Annotated in this window: 16 protein-coding genes; 14 read left to right on the forward strand and 2 right to left on the reverse strand. The window is 67.1% G+C overall.

Annotated features, from left to right (window positions below; genetic code table 11):
- Positions 1–5: 5 nt before the first annotated feature.
- On the reverse strand, positions 6–1307 hold the full coding sequence (locus QNO10_RS06425; RefSeq protein ID WP_229948581.1) for an APC family permease: 1302 nt from the start codon (positions 1305–1307) through the stop codon (positions 6–8).
- Between the two features lie 125 nt (positions 1308–1432).
- On the opposite strand from QNO10_RS06425, the gene aspS reads away from it, so the two are divergent.
- From aspS to QNO10_RS06440, 3 genes are all read left to right on the forward strand, one after another.
- Positions 1433–3226, forward strand: coding sequence for an aspartate--tRNA ligase (aspS, locus tag QNO10_RS06430; RefSeq protein WP_229948579.1), 1794 nt, complete (start codon positions 1433–1435; stop codon positions 3224–3226).
- Positions 3227–3354: 128 nt separating this feature from the next.
- Positions 3355–4191 carry a PhzF family phenazine biosynthesis protein gene (locus tag QNO10_RS06435; protein ID WP_229948577.1) on the forward strand — a complete coding sequence of 279 codons (837 nt, stop codon included), beginning with the start codon at positions 3355–3357 and terminating at the stop codon, positions 4189–4191.
- A 10-nt stretch (positions 4192–4201) separates the two neighbouring features.
- Entirely contained in the window at positions 4202–5251 is a 1050-nt protein-coding gene (locus QNO10_RS06440) for a nitronate monooxygenase (protein WP_229948575.1), read from the forward strand.
- A gap of 13 nt (positions 5252–5264) precedes the next feature.
- Here QNO10_RS06440 and QNO10_RS06445 read toward each other — a convergent pair whose 3' ends face one another.
- Complete coding sequence (locus QNO10_RS06445) at positions 5265–5852, reverse strand: Vms1/Ankzf1 family peptidyl-tRNA hydrolase (protein WP_229948572.1); 588 nt, start codon at positions 5850–5852, stop codon at positions 5265–5267.
- A gap of 67 nt (positions 5853–5919) precedes the next feature.
- Here QNO10_RS06445 and QNO10_RS06450 point away from each other — a divergent pair, with 67 nt between their 5' ends.
- From QNO10_RS06450 to aroB, 11 genes are all read left to right on the forward strand, one after another.
- Entirely contained in the window at positions 5920–7335 is a 1416-nt protein-coding gene (locus QNO10_RS06450) for a replication-associated recombination protein A (RefSeq protein WP_229948571.1), read from the forward strand.
- Between the two features lie 176 nt (positions 7336–7511).
- Positions 7512–8138: a 30S ribosomal protein S4 gene (rpsD, locus tag QNO10_RS06455; protein WP_146361840.1), complete on the forward strand. Its 627-nt coding sequence runs from the start codon at positions 7512–7514 to the stop codon at positions 8136–8138.
- A 225-nt stretch (positions 8139–8363) separates the two neighbouring features.
- Positions 8364–8738, forward strand: a complete 375-nt coding sequence (locus QNO10_RS06460) for a DUF948 domain-containing protein (RefSeq protein ID WP_229948568.1) — start codon at positions 8364–8366, stop codon at positions 8736–8738.
- Positions 8739–8775: 37 nt separating this feature from the next.
- A complete protein-coding gene (locus QNO10_RS06465; protein WP_231707476.1) occupies positions 8776–9030 on the forward strand; it encodes a hypothetical protein in 255 nt (84 codons plus the stop codon).
- A 94-nt stretch (positions 9031–9124) separates the two neighbouring features.
- Complete coding sequence (alaS, locus tag QNO10_RS06470; protein ID WP_229948567.1) at positions 9125–11818, forward strand: alanine--tRNA ligase; 2694 nt, start codon at positions 9125–9127, stop codon at positions 11816–11818.
- Position 11819: 1 nt separating this feature from the next.
- Positions 11820–12392 (forward strand): Holliday junction resolvase RuvX, encoded by a 573-nt coding sequence (ruvX, locus tag QNO10_RS06475; protein WP_229948564.1) that lies wholly within the window; start codon positions 11820–11822, stop codon positions 12390–12392.
- A complete protein-coding gene (gene mltG / locus QNO10_RS06480) occupies positions 12389–13597 on the forward strand; it encodes an endolytic transglycosylase MltG (protein ID WP_229948562.1) in 1209 nt (402 codons plus the stop codon). Before ruvX ends, mltG begins: the two co-directional genes overlap by 4 nt.
- A 29-nt stretch (positions 13598–13626) precedes the next feature.
- Positions 13627–14484, forward strand: coding sequence for a shikimate dehydrogenase family protein (locus tag QNO10_RS06485; protein ID WP_229948559.1), 858 nt, complete (start codon positions 13627–13629; stop codon positions 14482–14484).
- A 32-nt stretch (positions 14485–14516) separates the two neighbouring features.
- On the forward strand, positions 14517–15725 hold the full coding sequence (gene aroC / locus QNO10_RS06490) for a chorismate synthase (protein ID WP_229948557.1): 1209 nt from the start codon (positions 14517–14519) through the stop codon (positions 15723–15725).
- Positions 15715–16251 carry a shikimate kinase gene (locus QNO10_RS06495; protein WP_229948555.1) on the forward strand — a complete coding sequence of 179 codons (537 nt, stop codon included), beginning with the start codon at positions 15715–15717 and terminating at the stop codon, positions 16249–16251. Before aroC ends, QNO10_RS06495 begins: the two co-directional genes overlap by 11 nt.
- Positions 16252–17373, forward strand: a complete 1122-nt coding sequence (aroB, locus tag QNO10_RS06500; RefSeq protein WP_229948553.1) for a 3-dehydroquinate synthase — start codon at positions 16252–16254, stop codon at positions 17371–17373.
- The last annotated feature ends 33 nt before the right edge of the window (positions 17374–17406 follow it).

Raw genomic sequence — 17406 nt, forward strand, 5'->3', positions numbered from 1 at the left:
CAGGCCTAGAACGGCGGCGGGGTCCGTTGGGTCCGCGGCCGGCGGAAACTCAACCGGACCACGAGCCCCGCCACCAGGATGATCAGGGTCAGGCTGATGGCTACCGGCGGCAGCGCAAGGGCCAGCAGCAGTGCCCCCAAGGCACCGGCCAGGTTCAGGACCCGGGGTGCGTAGCGCGTGCGGTCCTTCAGTGTGAAAGCACACACGGTCGTGATGGCCGCGTAGAAGAGCAGTGCGAAGGAAGCCATCCCGAGCAGCGCGTCCACGTCGCCGAAGAAAACCAGCAGCAGGACGACGGCGGCCGCCGCGGCTTCGGCGGCCCAGGGGGTTTCCCCCGCTCCGAAGCGGGCCGGCCGGGACGCCGCGAAGAGGGACGGGAAATCCCGGTCGGCGGCCATCGCGGAGGCCGTCCTGCCTGCGGATTCCAGCAGCGACCACAGGCCACCGAGTGCGGCCGCGGTTACTGCGAGGACAAGGGCACCCGTACCTACGTTGGCGCCCACGCTCTGCATGGGGTCCAGCAGGGGAGCGGTCTCCGCGGAAAGGGCCGCCGCACCGTAGTAGGCCAGCATTGACTGCCCCATGAACCAATACAGCGTGAAGGCCACCGCGATGGCTGCCGGGATGGCGATCGGCAGGTTGCGTGAGGGATTGCGCACCCCGGAGCCGAGCGTGGCCAGCCGCGTGTAGCCGGAGAAAAGGAAGAACAGCAGACCGGCGGCCTGCAGCACCCCGGAGGGCGTAGCCTCTATCTCCGCTCCGACCCGCACCGGCTGGTTTGGTGCCTCATTGAAGAGCACCACCACGGTGAAGGCGAGGACGCCGAAGACAAAGGCCACGATGAAGCGGGTGGCCCAGGATCCGCGGTTCAGTCCCAGCAGGTTCACTACCAGCATTGCGACGACGGCGCCCGCCGCGCCGACCCGTGGATGCTCCGGAAAGACGTAGGCGCCGAACGCGATGGCCAGGACGGCGGAGGACAGCAGCAGCGACCAGAGCAGCGTCCAACCCGAGAGGAACCCGCTGTACGGTCCCAGCAGGATCCGGGCGGCCGTGCGGGCCGTGGCATCTCCGCCCTGGTCCGCAGGCAGCCGGCGCGAGACGGCCCGGCTGAGCTGGAACGTGGAAAGCCCACACAGGAACGCAACAATGGCGGCTATCCCGAGGGCGGCGCCCACGGCAGGACCGGCGGCGGCAGCAGCCGGCGCGAAGGCGACGAAAGCACCTGCACCCACAATGGAGCCAAGGCCGGCAGTGGTGGCATCAAAGCCGCCCAGGGGAACACGCGGCTGGGTATTGCCGGACAACAGGCTTATCCAATCGGTAGGTACTTGGCGGGGAGGGGGTCGGTTCACCGGTAAACTCTGAAGGAGAACGTGTATTCACAATGGGCGGAAACAGTGGTTTCCGCAAGTTTCTCGAAAGGACAGCTGTGCTGCGCACTCATGCCCTTGGTTCCCTGAGGGCCGAGCATATTGGACAGACCGTTACTCTCGCAGGCTGGGTCGCCCGACGGCGCGACCACGGCGGCGTTGCCTTCCTCGACCTCCGCGATGCCTCGGGCGTGGCCCAGGTTGTGGTGCGTGAAGAGGATGTCTTCCACGGCCTGCGCAACGAGTACGTCCTGCAGATCACCGGCACCGTGCAGAAGCGTCCCGAGGGTAACGAGAACCCGGCGCTGGCCACCGGTGAAGTCGAGGTGATTGCGGACGACGTCGTTATCCTGAACACCTCGGACCCGCTGCCGTTCCAGATTGACGAGCACGTGGAGGTCGGCGAGGAAGCCCGCCTGCGCCACCGCTACCTGGACCTGCGCCGCCCCGCACCGGCCGCTGCCATGCGCCTTCGCTCCGAGGCCAACCGCATTGCCCGCGAACTGCTGCACGACGAGGGCTTCGTCGAAATCGAAACCCCCACGCTGACCCGTTCCACCCCCGAAGGTGCCCGCGACTTCGTGGTTCCGGCACGTCTTGCCCCGGGGTCCTGGTACGCCCTGCCGCAGTCCCCGCAGCTGTTCAAGCAGCTGCTGCAGGTGGGTGGCTTCGAGAAGTACTACCAGATTGCCCGCTGCTACCGCGACGAGGATTTCCGCGCCGACCGCCAGCCGGAATTCACCCAGCTGGACATCGAAGCCAGCTTCGTCGAAGAAGACGACATCATCGCCCTGGGCGAGCAGATCGTGAAGTCGCTGTGGAAGCTGATCGGCGTCGACATCAGCACGCCCATCCCGCGCATGACCTACGCCGATGCCATGGCACGGTACGGTTCCGACAAGCCGGACCTGCGCTTCGGGCTGGAACTGACCGAACTCACCGAGTTCTTCAAGGACACCACCTTCCGCGTGTTCCAGGCCCCGTACGTCGGCGCCGTCGTGATGCCCGGCGGTGCCTCCCAGGCACGCCGCACCCTTGACGCCTGGCAGGAATGGGCCAAGCAGCGCGGCGCCAAGGGCCTGGCTTATGTCCTGATCCAGGAAGACGGCACGCTGACCGGCCCGGTGGCCAAGAACCTGACGGACTTCGAGCGCGAGAACCTCGCGGAGAAGGTCGGCGCCAAGCCCGGCGACTGCATCTTCTTCGGCGCCGGCGAAAAGAGCGAGGCACGCGCCCTGCTCGGTGCCGCCCGCGTGGAAATCGGCCACCGCACCGGCCTGATCGATCCCAAGGACTGGGCCTTCGTGTGGGTTGTTGACGCTCCCATGTTCGAGCCGGCCTCCGCCGCTGTCGCAGCCGGCGACGTCGCCGTCGGCGGCGGTGCCTGGACCGCAGTGCACCACGCCTTCACCTCGCCCAAGCCCGAGTTCATGGACACCTTTGACACGGATCCCGAGTCCGCAGTGGCCTACGCCTACGACATTGTCTGCAACGGCAACGAAATCGGCGGCGGTTCCATCCGTATCCACCAGCGCGACGTGCAGGAGCGGGTCTTCAAGGTCATGGGCCTGTCGCAGGAAGACGCCCAGGAAAAGTTCGGGTTCCTGCTTGAAGGCTTCAAGTACGGCGCACCGCCCCACGGCGGCATCGCCTTCGGCTGGGACCGCGTCGTGGCCCTGCTGGCCGGCACCGACTCCATCCGCGACGTCATCGCCTTCCCGAAGTCCGGCGGCGGCTTCGATCCGTTGACGCAGGCTCCGGCGCCGATCACGCCGCAGCAGCGCAAGGAAGCCGGCGTGGACTTCAAGCCGGAAGCCAAGAAGGACAAGGAAGCACCCGCGAAGGAAGCATAGCCTCCAGCGCACAGTCGGTACCCGGTCGCACTGCGGCCGGGTACCGTGCGTTAACCCAGGTGTTGTAACCCTGAAGCGGGATGCACGCCTGCGCTGGACAGTCCGGCGGCACCAGATAGTGTTTGGGCATGAGAGATCGCTGGTTCAAGCAGGTGGACGTCTTCGGCACGAAGCCTTACTTAGGCAACCCGGTGGCCGTGGTGCTGGATGCGGAGGGCGTTTCCGACGCCGCCATGGCGTCCTTTGCCCGGTGGACCAACCTTTCGGAGACCACCTTCGTGCTGCCGCCCGCGGAGAAGGACGCCGACTACAAGGTCCGCATCTTCACGCCCGGGGGAGAGATCCCCTTCGCCGGACATCCGACGCTGGGCACCTGCCACGCCTGGCTCGAAGCCGGCAACACTCCGCATTACCCCGGCGTCGTTATTTCCGAATGCGGCGTGGGGCTGGTCACCCTGCACGCCTCCGCAGGGATGGCCGCCTTCGGGGCTCCGCCGCTGATCCGCTCGGGTGAGCTGGAGGAAGCCGTGCTGAAGCAGGCGGTGGAGGCCCTCGGCATTACCCGGGACCAGGTGTCGGCCTCGAACTGGATCGACAACGGTCCCGGCTGGCTGGGCCTGCTCCTGAAGGACGCGGAAACCGTGCTGTCCCTGACCCCGGATGCAGCCGCCCTCGGACCCCTGGCCGTAGGTGTTATCGGACCGCAGGAAGACGGCGCTGAGACCGACTACGAAGTCCGCGCGTTCGCGCCGGGCCACGGCGTGCCGGAGGACCCGGTCACCGGCAGCCTCAATGCCGGGCTCGCCCAGTGGCTGATCGAAGCCGGCCTTGCGCCGGAACGCTACACGGTCACCCAGGGCACCGTCCTGGAGCGCTCCGGGCTGGTGCGGATCTTCACGCGGGATCGGCGGATCTGGGTCGGCGGGGAAACCACCACCTGCATTGACGGCACCGTGAAGCTGTAGCGTGCCGCAGGTGTTTACGCTGAAGTCCCTCCCTTCCGCCGTCATCGGCGCCCCCATGGCAGGCGGACCCTCCACTCCGGAACTGGCCGCGGCCGTCAGCGGCGCCGGCGGGCTGGGATTCCTGGCCGCCGGCTATAAGAGCGCCGAGGCCATGGCCGGGGAGATCACCCGGACCAGGGAGCTGACCGGCAAGCCGTTCGGCGTGAATCTTTTTGTGCCCGACGCCGCCAATACACGCGGTGCGGGAACGTCGGGACAGTTGACTGCGGCCCTGGCCTACCGGGAGCAGCTGGCCCGGGACTATCCACCGGAGCTGCTGCCACTGCCGAACCCGGATGACGACGACGACTGGGATGCCAAGCTCGACGTGGTCCGCCGGGAGCGGGTGCCCGTGGTGTCCTTTACCTTCGGCCTGCCACGAAAAGACGTTATTACTGCACTGCAGGATGCGGGCAGCGCCGTCGTCGTGACCGTGACCACCGCGGAGGAAGCCGTCCTGGCCGTTGCGGCAGGTATCCGGATCCTGTGCCTGCAGGGGCCAGCTGCCGGGGGCCACCGCGGGACCTTCGACGCTGCGGCGGAACCGTCCGCGCAGCCGTTGGCCGGGCTGGTGCGTGAGGTGCGCGGCGCCGGGAGCGGTGTGGGTGCCGACGTCGAACTTATTGCCGCCGGAGGCATCCGCACCTCCGCGGACGTGCAGGCCCTGCGCGCCGAGGGCGCCGAAGCCGTACAGGTCGGCACTCTGCTGCTGCTGACTCCGGAGGCGGGGACAGCCGCGGTGCACCGTGCGGCCCTCCAGGACCCGCAGTTTACGCAGACCGCCCTGACCCGGGCCTTTTCCGGGCGCACCGCCCGCGGACTGGCTAATCGGTTTATGGCGGAACATGCCGACGCTCCGGCCGCCTACCCGCTGGTCAACCAGATCACCAAAGCCCTCCGGGCGCAGGCAGCAGCTGCCGGGAACCCGCACCGCACCAGTCTTTGGGCCGGAACCGGCTACCGGTCGGCAGTGCCGGAACCCGCCGCCGCCGTGGTTGCCCGGCTGGGTGCGCAGCAGTAGCGGCGTCTGCCCCTCAGGGCAGCGTGATCCGGATGAACACCGACGCCGCATCCCGGGCCGCCTGCGCCAGGACCGCCGCTTTCGGGTCGGCCACGTCCAGCGGCCGCAGCCGGGGCAGCCCGGCCCAGCGGGCAAACTCCCGGCGTCCGGCCACCTGCTGGGCCAGCATCCGGTCGCCGCCGAAAACCAGGTACTCGGGTGCAGAGCCGGAGAAGACCGCCGCGGCCTGTTCCGCGGCGGCGGCAGCCAGGGCATCGGCGGCGTTGGCCCGGCGGCTGTTGGATGAACCGGTTTTCGAGACCAGAACGCGGCCTTCACGAGCCACACCCACGGCATAACCACTGCGGCGGACCAGCACCAGTCCCAGCGTCCGTGCCTGCTCGGTCAGAGACGCGAGGCGTTCGACGTCGTTGGCTCCCCGCCCGGGGCGCCCGTCGGCAGGCCATGGTTCCATCAGTTCAGCCACCGCGCCGGAAGCTGCCTGCACCCGGAGCCCGCCGTTTTCGGGCAGGAACTCCAGGGCGCCCTGGCTCGCCTCGAACCGTTCCAGCCAGCCGGGCAGCCGGTCCGCCGGAACATAGACGGTGCGGGAGGCAGGCATAGCCGGGGCTGCTTTCAACGAGAGAGGGGTGGACCAGCTCAGGTTACGGCACGAGTAGCCTTGAAGCGTGAATGGTTTGCCGGGGAATGATTTGTTCAGCGTTGACGGAGACGACGACGCGGAGTTCGACGACGCCGGGGACACCGCCGGCACGAGGATAAGGCCGCGCAGCCCACTGGCAGTCCGGATGCGGCCGCGCACGGTGGACGAGGTGGTGGGCCAGCAGCACCTGCTCGGTCCCGGCTCGCCGCTGCGCACCTTGGCGTCCTCCGCCGATGAACGCAACCCCGCCGGCCCGTCCTCGGTGATGCTCTGGGGGCCGCCCGGCACCGGCAAGACCACCCTGGCGCACGTCGTCGCCCGTGGCGCCGGACGAAAGTTCGTCGAACTCTCCGCCATTACCGCAGGCGTCAAGGACGTCCGCCGGGTCATGGAACAGGCACTGACGGACCGGGACCTGCATGGCGTCACAACCATCCTCTTCCTGGACGAGATCCACCGGTTCAACAAGGCCCAGCAGGATGCGCTGCTTCCCGGCGTGGAGAACCGGTGGGTGGTCCTCATGGCAGCCACCACCGAGAATCCGTCCTTCTCCGTGGTCTCCCCGCTGCTCTCCCGGTCGCTGCTGCTGACCCTGAAACCGCTGACCGAGGAAGACATTGCCGCCCTGCTCCAGCGCGCCGTCGAGGATGAGCGCGGACTGGCGGGCCGGGTCACACTCAGCGCCGAAGCGCTCGAGCACCTGGTCCGGTTGGCTGCGGGGGACGCGCGCCGCGGACTGACCGCGCTGGAAGCCGCCGCCGGCGTCGCCTACTCCGGGAAAGGTGACGACGAGGACATCCCCGAAGTCACCCTGAAGCACGCCGAAAAGGCACTGGACGTCGCGGCGCTGCGCTACGACCGGGCAGGGGACCAGCACTATGACATCACCAGTGCGTTCATCAAGTCCCTGCGTGGATCCGACGTCGACGCCGCCCTGCACTACCTGGCGCGGATGCTGGAATCGGGGGAGGACCCGCGGTTCATTTCCCGCCGCCTGATCATCTCCGCATCGGAGGACGTGGGCATGGCGGACCCGACGGCGCTGCAGACCGCCGTCGCCGCGGCCCAGGCCGTCCAGCTGATCGGCATGCCCGAAGGGCGGATCATCCTGGCCGAGGCGGTGGTGCATATTGCCACCGCACCGAAGTCCAACGCTGCCTACAACGGGATCAATGCGGCGATTGCCGATGTCCGGGCCGGACGCGGACAGGGCGTGCCTGCGCACCTGCGAGATGCCCACTACCCGGGTGCCAAACAGCTGGGCCACGGCAAGGGCTACGTATATTCACACGATTCACCGCACGGCGTCGCGCGCCAGCAGTACGCACCCGATGACCTGGTGGGACAGAACTACTACGAACCCACCGGCAATGGAGTGGAACGCGACATCTCCGCCCGGCTTGAGCGGCTGCGGGGGATCATCCGGGGGGAGAAGTCCTGATCGTCCGTGTTAGCATTGATGGTTGACTGGCAAGCCCGGTGTTGATTTCGGCATCCGTGGCTGTAGCAGACGGCAGCGGTTGGCCGGAGCTCTCCCTCATGGAGGCCAGCATATTTCGCAGCAGTCACGGCACGCCTTACCGCCGTGGCCAAACCGCCAAACAGTGAAAGGTGAACGTGGCTAACAACACACGTGCACGCCGTCAGGCACGCGCATCGCGCGCCCTCGGCATTGCTTTGACCCCCAAGGCAGCAAAATACTTCGAGCGTCGGCCTTACCCCCCGGGTGAGCACGGCCGCGCCCGTCGCAAGCAGGACAGCGACTACGCGGTACGTCTGCGCGAAAAGCAGCGTCTGCGCGCCCAGTACGGCATCCGCGAAGCACAGATGACCCGTGTCTTCGAAGAAGCCCGCCGCACTGCCGGCCTGACCGGTGAAAACCTGATCGAGCTGCTCGAAATGCGTCTCGACGCACTCGTGCTGCGTGCTGGCTTTGCCCGCACGATCGCCCAGGCCCGCCAGCTGGTTGTGCACCGCCACATCCTGGTTGACGGCGCCCGCGTGGACCGCCCGTCCTTCCGCGTTTCCGAAGGCCAGCTCATCCACGTGCACCAGCGCAGCGAGACCATGACGCCGTTCCAGGTTGCCGCAGCCGGCGCCCACCGCGACGTCCTGCCCGCCGTTCCGGGTTACCTCGATGTATCCCTGGACAAGCTGCAGGCACGCCTCGTGCGCCGCCCGAAGCGCTCGGAAGTCCCCGTGACCTGCGAAGAGCAGCTCGTGGTGGAATACTACGCACGCTAATAACGGAAAACATTCCGTTTATAGAACAGCCCGCGGCCTTGTGCCGCGGGCTGTTTTGTTGTCAGGGCACATGCGGCGTACGTGGCGCACACGGCAAAAGTAAGTGCCGCGGCGCTGCAGTAGGTAAGGTACATACCGGGGTCTTTTGCCGTATCGAGGCGGGACACCCGGGCGGAACCGTTTCCGGGGATGCGAACCACGAATTTTTTGCGTAAAAGGAGTCCCATGTCGGGTGGAGATATAGCCGGTCTGATCGCGGCCGGTGTGTTTGCCGTATTGGTCGCGTTGCTGGCCGTTCCCGTCTGGAAACTGGGGAAGGTCTTTGACGAGATGCGTGGAGCCATCCGGACCCTCAGCGAAGAGACCACACCGCTGATCGACGAGGTCACCACCACGGTGTCCACCACGAACCAGCAGCTGCAGAAGGTCGACGGCATCTCCTCGAACGTCTCCGACGCTTCAGCCAACCTGTCGGCACTGTCCTCCCTGGTGGCCGCCACCGTCGGATCCCCGCTGATCAAGGTTTCGGCGTTCAGCTACGGCGTCCGCTCCGCCCTCGCTTCCCGCAGGACTGCGGGACGCGGCCGGCGCAGCCGCTAAGTACGCCAGCACACCTCAACAACTACAGGAGCCAGCCATGATCAAGCGCGTATTTTGGATGTCCATCGGCGTCGCCATTGGCGTCATTGCCGTCCGCAGAGTGACCGAGGCAAAAACCACCCTGCGCCAGGCGGGGATCAACCGTGCGGTCGATTCCGCCGCGGGTGCCGTACAGAGCTTTGCCGAAGCCCTGCGCGAAGGCATGGGCCAGCGCGAAGGCGAACTGCGCGCCGCCCTGGGACTCGATAACACAGACAACGTGGCCGAGACCCTCAGGTCCACCCGCCGCTAAGCGCCGGCGCCTGGTCGTCACCGGCACCACAGTATGAGGCACGCAGCGCCGCCTGCATGCCGCACCATCATTACCGGAAGGGTATAGAAGCACCATGAAGTCCCACGAGATTGCACGCCGCTGGCTGGATTACTTCAGCGATAAGGGACATACGGTGGTGCCCTCGGCGTCGCTCGTCTCCAACGATCCCTCGCTGCTGTTCACCGTGGCCGGCATGGTGCCGTTCATCCCTTACCTGACCGCCCGCGAAAAGGCCCCGTACAGCCGGGCCACCAGCGTGCAGAAATGCATCCGCACCGCGGACATCGAAGAAGTCGGCAAGACCGCCCGCCACGGCACGTTCTTCCAGATGGCCGGCAACTTCTCCTTCGGCGATTACTTCAAGGAAGAAGCGATCACGTACGCGTGGGAGCTGCTGACGTCCGACGTCGACAAGGGCGGCTACGGCCTGGACCCGCAGCGCCTCTGGGTCACCGTCTATGAAGACGGCGACGAGCGCGACGACGAGGCCCGCGCCATCTGGCGCGACAAGATCGGCATCCCGAACGAACGCATCGTCGGGACCGGCAAGGCTGACAACTACTGGAACACCGGCCAGGCCGGCCCCGGCGGCCCCTGCTCCGAGATCTACTACGACCGCGGCCCGGCCTACGGCCAGGAGGGCGGCCCGGCAGTAGACGAGACCCGCTACATCGAAATCTGGAACCTGGTCTTTATGCAGTACCAGCTCTCCGCGGTCCGCTCCAAGACCGACTTCGACGTCGCCGGTGAACTGCCGCAGAAGAACATCGACACCGGCCTGGGGCTGGAACGGCTCGCCATGATCCTTCAGGGCGTGGAGAACATGTACGAGACGGACCAGGTCCGCCCGGTCCTGGACAAGGCTGCTGAACTTTCCGGCAAGGCCTACACCTCCGCCGAGGATCCCTCCGATCCGCACCACACCGACGACGTCCGCATGCGCGTGGTGGCCGACCACATCCGCTCCGCCCTGATGCTGATCTCCGACGGTGTCAGCCCCTCCAACGAGGGCCGCGGCTACGTGCTGCGCCGCCTGATCCGCCGCGCAGTGCGCGCCATGCGCCTGCTGGGCGTGGAAACCGCCGTCCTGCCCGAGCTGCTGCCCGTCTCCCGCGACGCCATGAAGGGTACCTACCCGGACGTCGAGACGGACTTCGCCCGGATCAGCCGGATTGCGTACGCCGAGGAGAAGGCATTCCTGCGCACCATCGCCTCCGGCACCGAGCGCCTTGAAGAGGCCGTCAAGGTCTCCAAGGCTGCCGGGGCTCCGCTCAGCGGCGAGGAAGCCTTCGCCCTGCACGACACCTACGGTTTCCCCATCGACCTCACGCTCGAAATGGCCGAGGAAGCGGGACTGAAGGTCGATGAGGCCGGTTTCCGGTCCCTCATGTCCGAGCAGCGCAAGCGCGCCCAGGCTGACGCCCGCGGGAAGAAGCACGGGCACGCCGATATGTCGGTGTTCAACGAACTTCTGGCCGCCGGTTCCACAGTGTTCACCGGCTACGACGAGCTGAAGACCGAATCGAAGGTCCGCGGCATCATTTCCGGGAACTCCCGGGTGGAATATGCCGGCCAGGGTTCTGAAATCTCCCTGGTCCTGGACGAGACTCCGTTCTACGCCGAAGCCGGCGGCCAGGCTGCCGATACCGGCCTGATCACCGGAGACGGCTTCGTCATCGAGGTGCAGGACGTCCAGCGCCCCGTCAAGGGCCTGAGCGTGCACAAGGCCATCGTCCGTGAAGGGGAGATCGCCGCCGGAGCCAATGTCCTTGCCGCCGTCGACGCCCAGCGCCGGCACGAAGCCGAGCAGGCGCACTCCGGCACGCACATCGTGCATGCCGCCCTGCACCAGATCCTCGGCCCGGAGGCGCTGCAGCGCGGCTCCTTCAACAAGGCCGGCTACCTCCGCTTCGACTTCTCCTGGGGTGAAGGTCTTTCCGACGCCGCAAAGTCCGAAATTGAAGAGGTCTCCAACCTCGCGATCCGCAGCAACTACCAGGTCGAGACCAAGATCATGTCCCTCGCCGAGGCGAAGTCGCTGGGCGCCATGGCCCTGTTCGGTGAAGCCTACGGCGACACCGTCCGCGTGGTGGAAATGAACGGCGACTGGTCCCGTGAACTGTGCGGCGGAACGCACGTGGCATCGACCTCCCGCATCGGCAGCCTGACGCTGCTGGGTGAGCAGTCGGTCGGCTCGGGCAACCGCCGCGTCGAGGCCTTCGTCGGCATGGACGCCTTCCGCCACCTGGCCGCCGAGCGGGCACTGGTGAACGAGCTTTCCGAGATGCTCAAGGTTCCTTCCGCGCAGCTGCCGGACCGGCTTGCCGCCACCCTCGCGAAGCTGAAGTCCACCGAGAAGGAACTGGACCGGCTGCGCCGCGAACAGCTTGCCGCCTCCGCCGGTGCCCTGGTGGGAACGGCCGTCGATGTTGACGGCGTGCGGCTCCTGGCGCACGACGCCGGAGAGGTCGGGGGAGCGGATGATCTGCGTACCCTGGCCCTCGACCTGCGCTCCCGCCTGGGCAGCGAACCCGCTGCCGTGGCCGTGGCCGGTGTGTCCAACAACCGTCCCGTAGTTATCGTCGCCACCAACGAAGGTGCCCGCAGCGCCGGCGTCAAGGCCGGTGCCCTCGTCAAGGTTGCCGCCGGTGTACTGGGCGGCGGCGGCGGAGGAAAGGACGATGTCGCCCAGGGCGGCGGGTCCGACGCAGGCCGGATCGCAGACGCACTGACGGCCATCCGCGAAGCCGTCGCCGGGCGGGCCTGACTTGACTGAGCTGCGCGGCGTGAAGCTGGGTGTCGACGTCGGCCTCGTACGGGTCGGCCTTGCTGCCAGTGATCCCGACAGCGTCCTGGCCATGCCGGTCAGGACACTGAAGCGGGACGCGAAGAAAAACAGCGACATCCGCGTAGTGGTCCGTGAAGCTGCGGACCGGGGGGCCGTTGAAGTATTTGTCGGCCTGCCCCGCAGCCTGAGCGGCGGCGAAACCGCCTCGACCCAGATGGCGCGCGACTACGCGCAGACCCTGGTCCAGGCACTGGCGGACGCCGGGCAGGAGGTGCCGGTGAGGCTGGTGGATGAACGCCTGACCACCGTCTCGGCGCACCGTTCGCTGCACGAAGCTGGAATGAACAGCCGGAATCACCGTACAGTGGTTGATCAAGCAGCAGCTGTAGCTATTTTGCAGCAGTCTATTGACACACAACGATCCCTGAACAGGGACGTAGGGGAGCTGGTTACATTGCGCCGGACGCACCGCCCAAGCGGCGGAGCTCCGGCCCCGACTGAGGAGTTCGAAATTTCGCAGGACATCGAGCGCGAAGGCGGCATCACGCCATGAGCCACAGATATCCCGAGTACCCCGCCATGGCGGAACCGGAGCGCAACCCCGGTGAAGGCCGCGGACTTCCCGTCGGGCAGTTCTTCGAAGAGCCGGAGGACCTGCCCAGCCGCAGGAGCCAGCGCCCGTCGCGGGAGAAGCAGCGCCGGCGCCGGCGCCGCACCATCATCATGTTCACCGTGCTGGCCGTTTTCGCTGCCGTCATCTTCGGGCTCATCATGTTCCTCAGGGACCTCCTGGGCATGAATGAGATCCAGGACTACGAGGGTGCAGGCAAAGGCACCGTGGCCTTCACCGTCGACGAGGGCGACGGACCGCTGTTGATCGGCGGCAAGCTTGAAGCCGAAGACATCGTGGCGACCTCCGATGAATTCGTCAACGCCTTCACCGCGCAGTCGGACGGCCGGGAAATCCAGCCAGGTACCTACGAGATGAAGTACCAGATGTCTTCCTCCGCAGCCGTGGACGCCCTGCTGGGCGACGGCGGCAGCCAGGTCCATTACGCAGCCGTGGCCCGTGACCTGCGCCAAAACGAGGTTTTCGAGGTCCTGAACACCTCCACCCGGATTCCGCTGGCGGAGTTCCAGGCGCTGGCGGGCAACCCGCAGCAGTTCGGCCTGCCCAAGGAAGCCGTGAGCCTGGAAGGCTACCTGTTCCCGGGTGAATACCGGTTCGACGTCGAAAAGGACGCCACCGAGATCATCACCGAAATGGTGGACAACACCTTCGCCGAGCTCGAAGAAGCCGGTATTACTGATCCTTCCGAGCAGTACCGGATCCTGACCAAGGCAAGCATCATCCAGGCCGAAGCAGGAGAAGCGGACTACGGTGCCGTGGCCGGTTCCATTGAGAACCGCCTGGGCCCGGACAACAAAGAAACCAACGGACTGATCCAGTCAGACGCAACGGTGACCTATGGCCTCGGACGTAAGAGCTACGAACTGACACCGGAGGAAAAGGCGGACAAGTCCAATCCGTACAACACCTACGCCAACCCCGGCCTGCCCGTCGGACCGATCGGCTCCCCAAGCCGTGAGGCCATCGACGCGGCAGCGAACCCGGACGACGTCCCGTACTTCTACTGGGTGACCGTCAACCTGGATTCCGGTGAAACCAAGTTCTCCACCACCCTGGCTGAGCATTCCAAGTACGTGGAGGAATACCAGGACTGGTGCAGCAGCCAAAAAGCCGGGCGTTGCGGTTAGCGGCGGATAACCCCTTGAGGCGGGCAGCCGTGCTGGGACATCCAATCAGCCATTCCAAGTCCCCGCTGCTGCACCGTGCGGCCTACGCCCACCTTGGCTGGGAGTGCCGCTACGACGCCATTGACCTCCGCGAAGAGGAGGCCGCAGCGTTTGCGGCCTCCCTCCGCGCGGAGGCGGGCTGGACCGGGCTGTCCGTCACCATGCCGCTGAAAGCGGCGATGGTGGCACACATGGATCAGATCCAGCCGCTGGTGCGGGCGTTGGGCGTACTCAACACCGTGACCTTCGCCCGGGAGGGCGGCCGCACAGTGCTCACCGGCCACAACACCGACGTCGCCGGCATTGTGGGTGCGCTCCGGAACGCCGGAATGCGGGACCGGCCCCGCGCCGTCGTACTGGGCTCCGGCGGTACTGCATGTGCCGCCGTTGCCGCGCTGGCCCAGGTGGATCCGGCCGGCGGCGTCGACGTCTGCGCCCGGCGCTTTCCGGAGGCGGGAGTGAATCAGGCGGGGGTCGTCGCTGCCGGTGCAGCGGTCGGAACCACCGTGAACGCCCGTCCCTGGGCGGAAGCTGCCGCCGCGTGCGCCGGAGCCGACGTCGTTGTCTCCACGTTGCCGCCGCACGGCGCCGACCGCCTGGCAGAGGAACTGGCGGGGGAACTGGCGGCGGTGCAGCCCGGCGCGGTCCTTCTGGACGCGGCCTATGACCCGTGGCCCAGCCGGCTGGCTTCGGCGTGGGCCGGCCTCGGCGGAGTGGTGGCCCCCGGCATCGAGATGCTGCTCTACCAGGCCGTCGAGCAGGTGAAACTCTTCACCGGTGATGCCTTCTGCGATGAACCCGGCGTCATAAACGCCATGTGTGACGCAGTGGGAATCGCGCGGCGCTGAACGCCCGTGCCGGGCATGGCAGTATTGAAAGCATGTTGCGTTGGTTGACCGCCGGTGAGTCCCATGGACCGGCACTGGTCGGAATTATTGAAGGTGTCCCTGCGGGTGTGGAAGTGGACAGCACACGCGTCCAGGCTGCCCTGACCCGCCGCCGGCTCGGCTATGGGCGTGGCGCGCGGATGAAATTTGAACAGGATGCCGTGCGCATCCTGGGCGGCGTCCGCCACGGCCTCACCCAGGGCGGCCCGGTAGCGATCGAAATCGGCAACACCGAGTGGCCCAAATGGGAGCAGGTGATGGCCGCCGATCCTGTGGATCCTGCCGTCCTCGCCGATTCCGCGCGTAACGCGCCCCTGACCCGGCCCCGCCCCGGACACGCAGATTTCACCGGCATGCAGAAATACGGCTTTGACGAGGCACGGCCCGTCCTCGAACGCGCCAGTGCCCGGGAAACTGCCACCCGTGTGGCCCTCGGCGCCGTGGCGTCGGCGTTCCTGAAGCAGCTGGGCATAGAACTGGTCAGCCACACCGTGGGCATTGCCGGCGTGATGGTGCCGGCGACGGCGGTGCTGCCGCTGCCCGGCGACGTGGACGCCCTCGACGCCGATCCGATGCGCTGCTTTGACGCGGGTACCTCCACGGCGATGGTGGCCGAAGTCGATGCGGCGCACAAGGAGGGCGAGACGCTTGGGGGAGTGGTCGAGGTCCTGGCCTACGGGCTGCCGCCGGGACTGGGCAGCTATGTCCACTGGGACCGCCGGCTGGACGCGCGGATCGCCGGGGCGCTGATGGGTATCCAGGCCATCAAGGGCGTGGAGGTGGGTGACGGCTTCCTCACCGCTGCCCGCCGCGGTTCCGCAGCCCACGATGAGATTCTCCAGGATGCCGACGGCCGTGTGGTCCGCTCCGGAAACCGCGCCGGTGGTATCGAGGGCGGCATGAGCATCGGCGAACTGCTGCGGGTGCGGGCTGCCATGAAACCCATTGCCACCGTGCCGCGCGCCCTGCGGACCGTCGACGTGCGTACCTCCGAGCCGGCCCGCGCCCACCACCAGCGGTCGGACGTGTGCGCGGTGCCGGCTGCCGGAGTGGTCGCCGAAGCCATGGTTGCGCTGGTCCTGGCCGAAGCCGTGATCGAGAAGTTCGGCGGCGACTCCGTGCCGGAAACCGCCCGGAACCTCCGCGCCTACCTGGCCGCCATCCCTGAGCCGCTGGAATCCGCCGGCACCGATGTCCTCTAGGAACGTCCCGCCCCGAGGCCGGCACCTGGTCCTGATGGGCTTTATGGCTGCCGGAAAATCCGTGGTCGGGCGCGGCTACGCAGCCCGGCAGGGAATGCCCTTCCTGGACACCGACGAAGCCGTGGTGGCGCGCTACGGACCCATTGCCGGTATTTTCAGTGCCTATGGCGAAGGCTATTTCCGTGCCGTCGAAGCCAGGACCGTTGCCGCTGCACTGGAGACACCCGTTCCCACAGTGATTTCGCTGGGCGGCGGCGCAGTGCTGGACCCGGGGACGCAGCAGCTGCTGGACGCCGCCACGGTAGTGTTTCTGGATACGGACCTTGCCACCGTGCTTCCGCGGATCACCCGCGCAGGCCACCGTCCACTGCTGGCACCGGACCCGGTCCGGCGCTGGCAGGAACTGGCGGATGTCCGCCGCCCCATTTACGAATCCCTGGCCGACATCACCATTGACACCAGGGGACTTACCATTCCGGCCATTATTGACCGGCTGACTTCCGTCCTCACCCAAGGAGAAGACTAGATGCCCTCCGAACCGACGATCATCCCGGTGACCGGCTCCACCCCCGCTGACAATTACGACGTCGTCGTAGGCAATGGGCTGCTCGCCCGGCTGCCGGACATGCTCGGTGAGCGCGTTCGCCGCGTCCTGGTCATCCACCCGCGCGCCCTGCGCACCACGGGCGACACGGTGCGCGACGAGCTTGCCGCGACGGGCCTGACCGCTGTCACGGCCGAAATTCCGGACGCCGAAGAGGGCAAGCACATCCAAGTGGCGTCCTTCTGCTGGCAGGTCCTGGGCCAGAATGACTTCACCCGGTCCGATGCCATCGTGGCCGTCGGCGGCGGAGCCGTCACCGACGTCGCCGGCTTCGTGGCGGCCACCTGGCTGCGCGGCATCAAGGTGGTGCATATCCCCACGTCCCTGCTGGGCATGGTGGACGCCGCAGTGGGCGGCAAGACCGGCATCAACACCGCCGAAGGCAAGAACCTGGTGGGCGCTTTCCACCCGCCGGCCGGCGTCCTCGCTGACCTTGACGCCCTGGCCACCCTGCCGAAGAACGAACTGCTCAGCGGCATGGCCGAGGTCATCAAGTGCGGTTTCATTGCCGACCCCGCCATCCTGGACCTGGTCGAAGCGAACCTGGAGGCAGTGGCCGACGGCGCGTCCGACGTCGTCCGCGAACTGGTGGAACGCTCCATCCGGGTCAAGGCCGACATCGTTTCCTCCGACCTGCGTGAATCCGGCCGGCGGGAATTCCTGAACTACGGCCACACCCTGGGCCATTCCATCGAACTGGCCGAGCGCTACCAGTGGCGGCACGGCGCCGCAGTGTCCGTGGGGCTGGTCTTTGCCGCGGAGCTGGGCCGGACCGTAGGCCGGCTCGATGACGCCACGGCAGACCGCCATAAGGAGATCCTTTCCTCCCTGGGCCTTCCTGTTACTTACCGTAAGGACCGCTGGTCCGCGCTGCTGGACGGAATGCGCCGGGACAAGAAGTCCCGCGGCGACCTGCTGCGGTTCGTCGTGCTGGACGGGTTGGCGAAACCGTCCATGCTGGAGGTCCCGGACACCTCGCTGCTGTTCGCCGCCTACCAGGAAATCGCTTCCGAGCCGCAGGGCGGAATCCGCCTCAGCCTGTAGGTTCGGCGCGACCGGGTAGAATAGTCGACGGAC

The sequence above is a fragment of the Arthrobacter sp. zg-Y919 genome, from assembly GCF_030142045.1.
Classification (GTDB): Bacteria; Actinomycetota; Actinomycetes; order Actinomycetales; family Micrococcaceae; genus Arthrobacter_B.

Coding starts and splice junctions, on each gene's coding strand:
- QNO10_RS06435 (WP_229948577.1), top strand. CDS start 3,355: ATGAGAGATCGCTGGTTCAAGCAGGTGGACGTCTTCGGCACGAAGCCT.
- QNO10_RS06445 (WP_229948572.1), bottom strand. CDS start 5,852: ATGCCTGCCTCCCGCACCGTCTATGTTCCGGCGGACCGGCTGCCCGGC.
- QNO10_RS06460 (WP_229948568.1), top strand. CDS start 8,364: ATGTCGGGTGGAGATATAGCCGGTCTGATCGCGGCCGGTGTGTTTGCC.
- QNO10_RS06465 (WP_231707476.1), top strand. CDS start 8,776: ATGATCAAGCGCGTATTTTGGATGTCCATCGGCGTCGCCATTGGCGTC.
- alaS (WP_229948567.1), top strand. CDS start 9,125: ATGAAGTCCCACGAGATTGCACGCCGCTGGCTGGATTACTTCAGCGAT.
- mltG (WP_229948562.1), top strand. CDS start 12,389: ATGAGCCACAGATATCCCGAGTACCCCGCCATGGCGGAACCGGAGCGC.
- aroC (WP_229948557.1), top strand. CDS start 14,517: ATGTTGCGTTGGTTGACCGCCGGTGAGTCCCATGGACCGGCACTGGTC.
- QNO10_RS06495 (WP_229948555.1), top strand. CDS start 15,715: ATGTCCTCTAGGAACGTCCCGCCCCGAGGCCGGCACCTGGTCCTGATG.
- aroB (WP_229948553.1), top strand. CDS start 16,252: ATGCCCTCCGAACCGACGATCATCCCGGTGACCGGCTCCACCCCCGCT.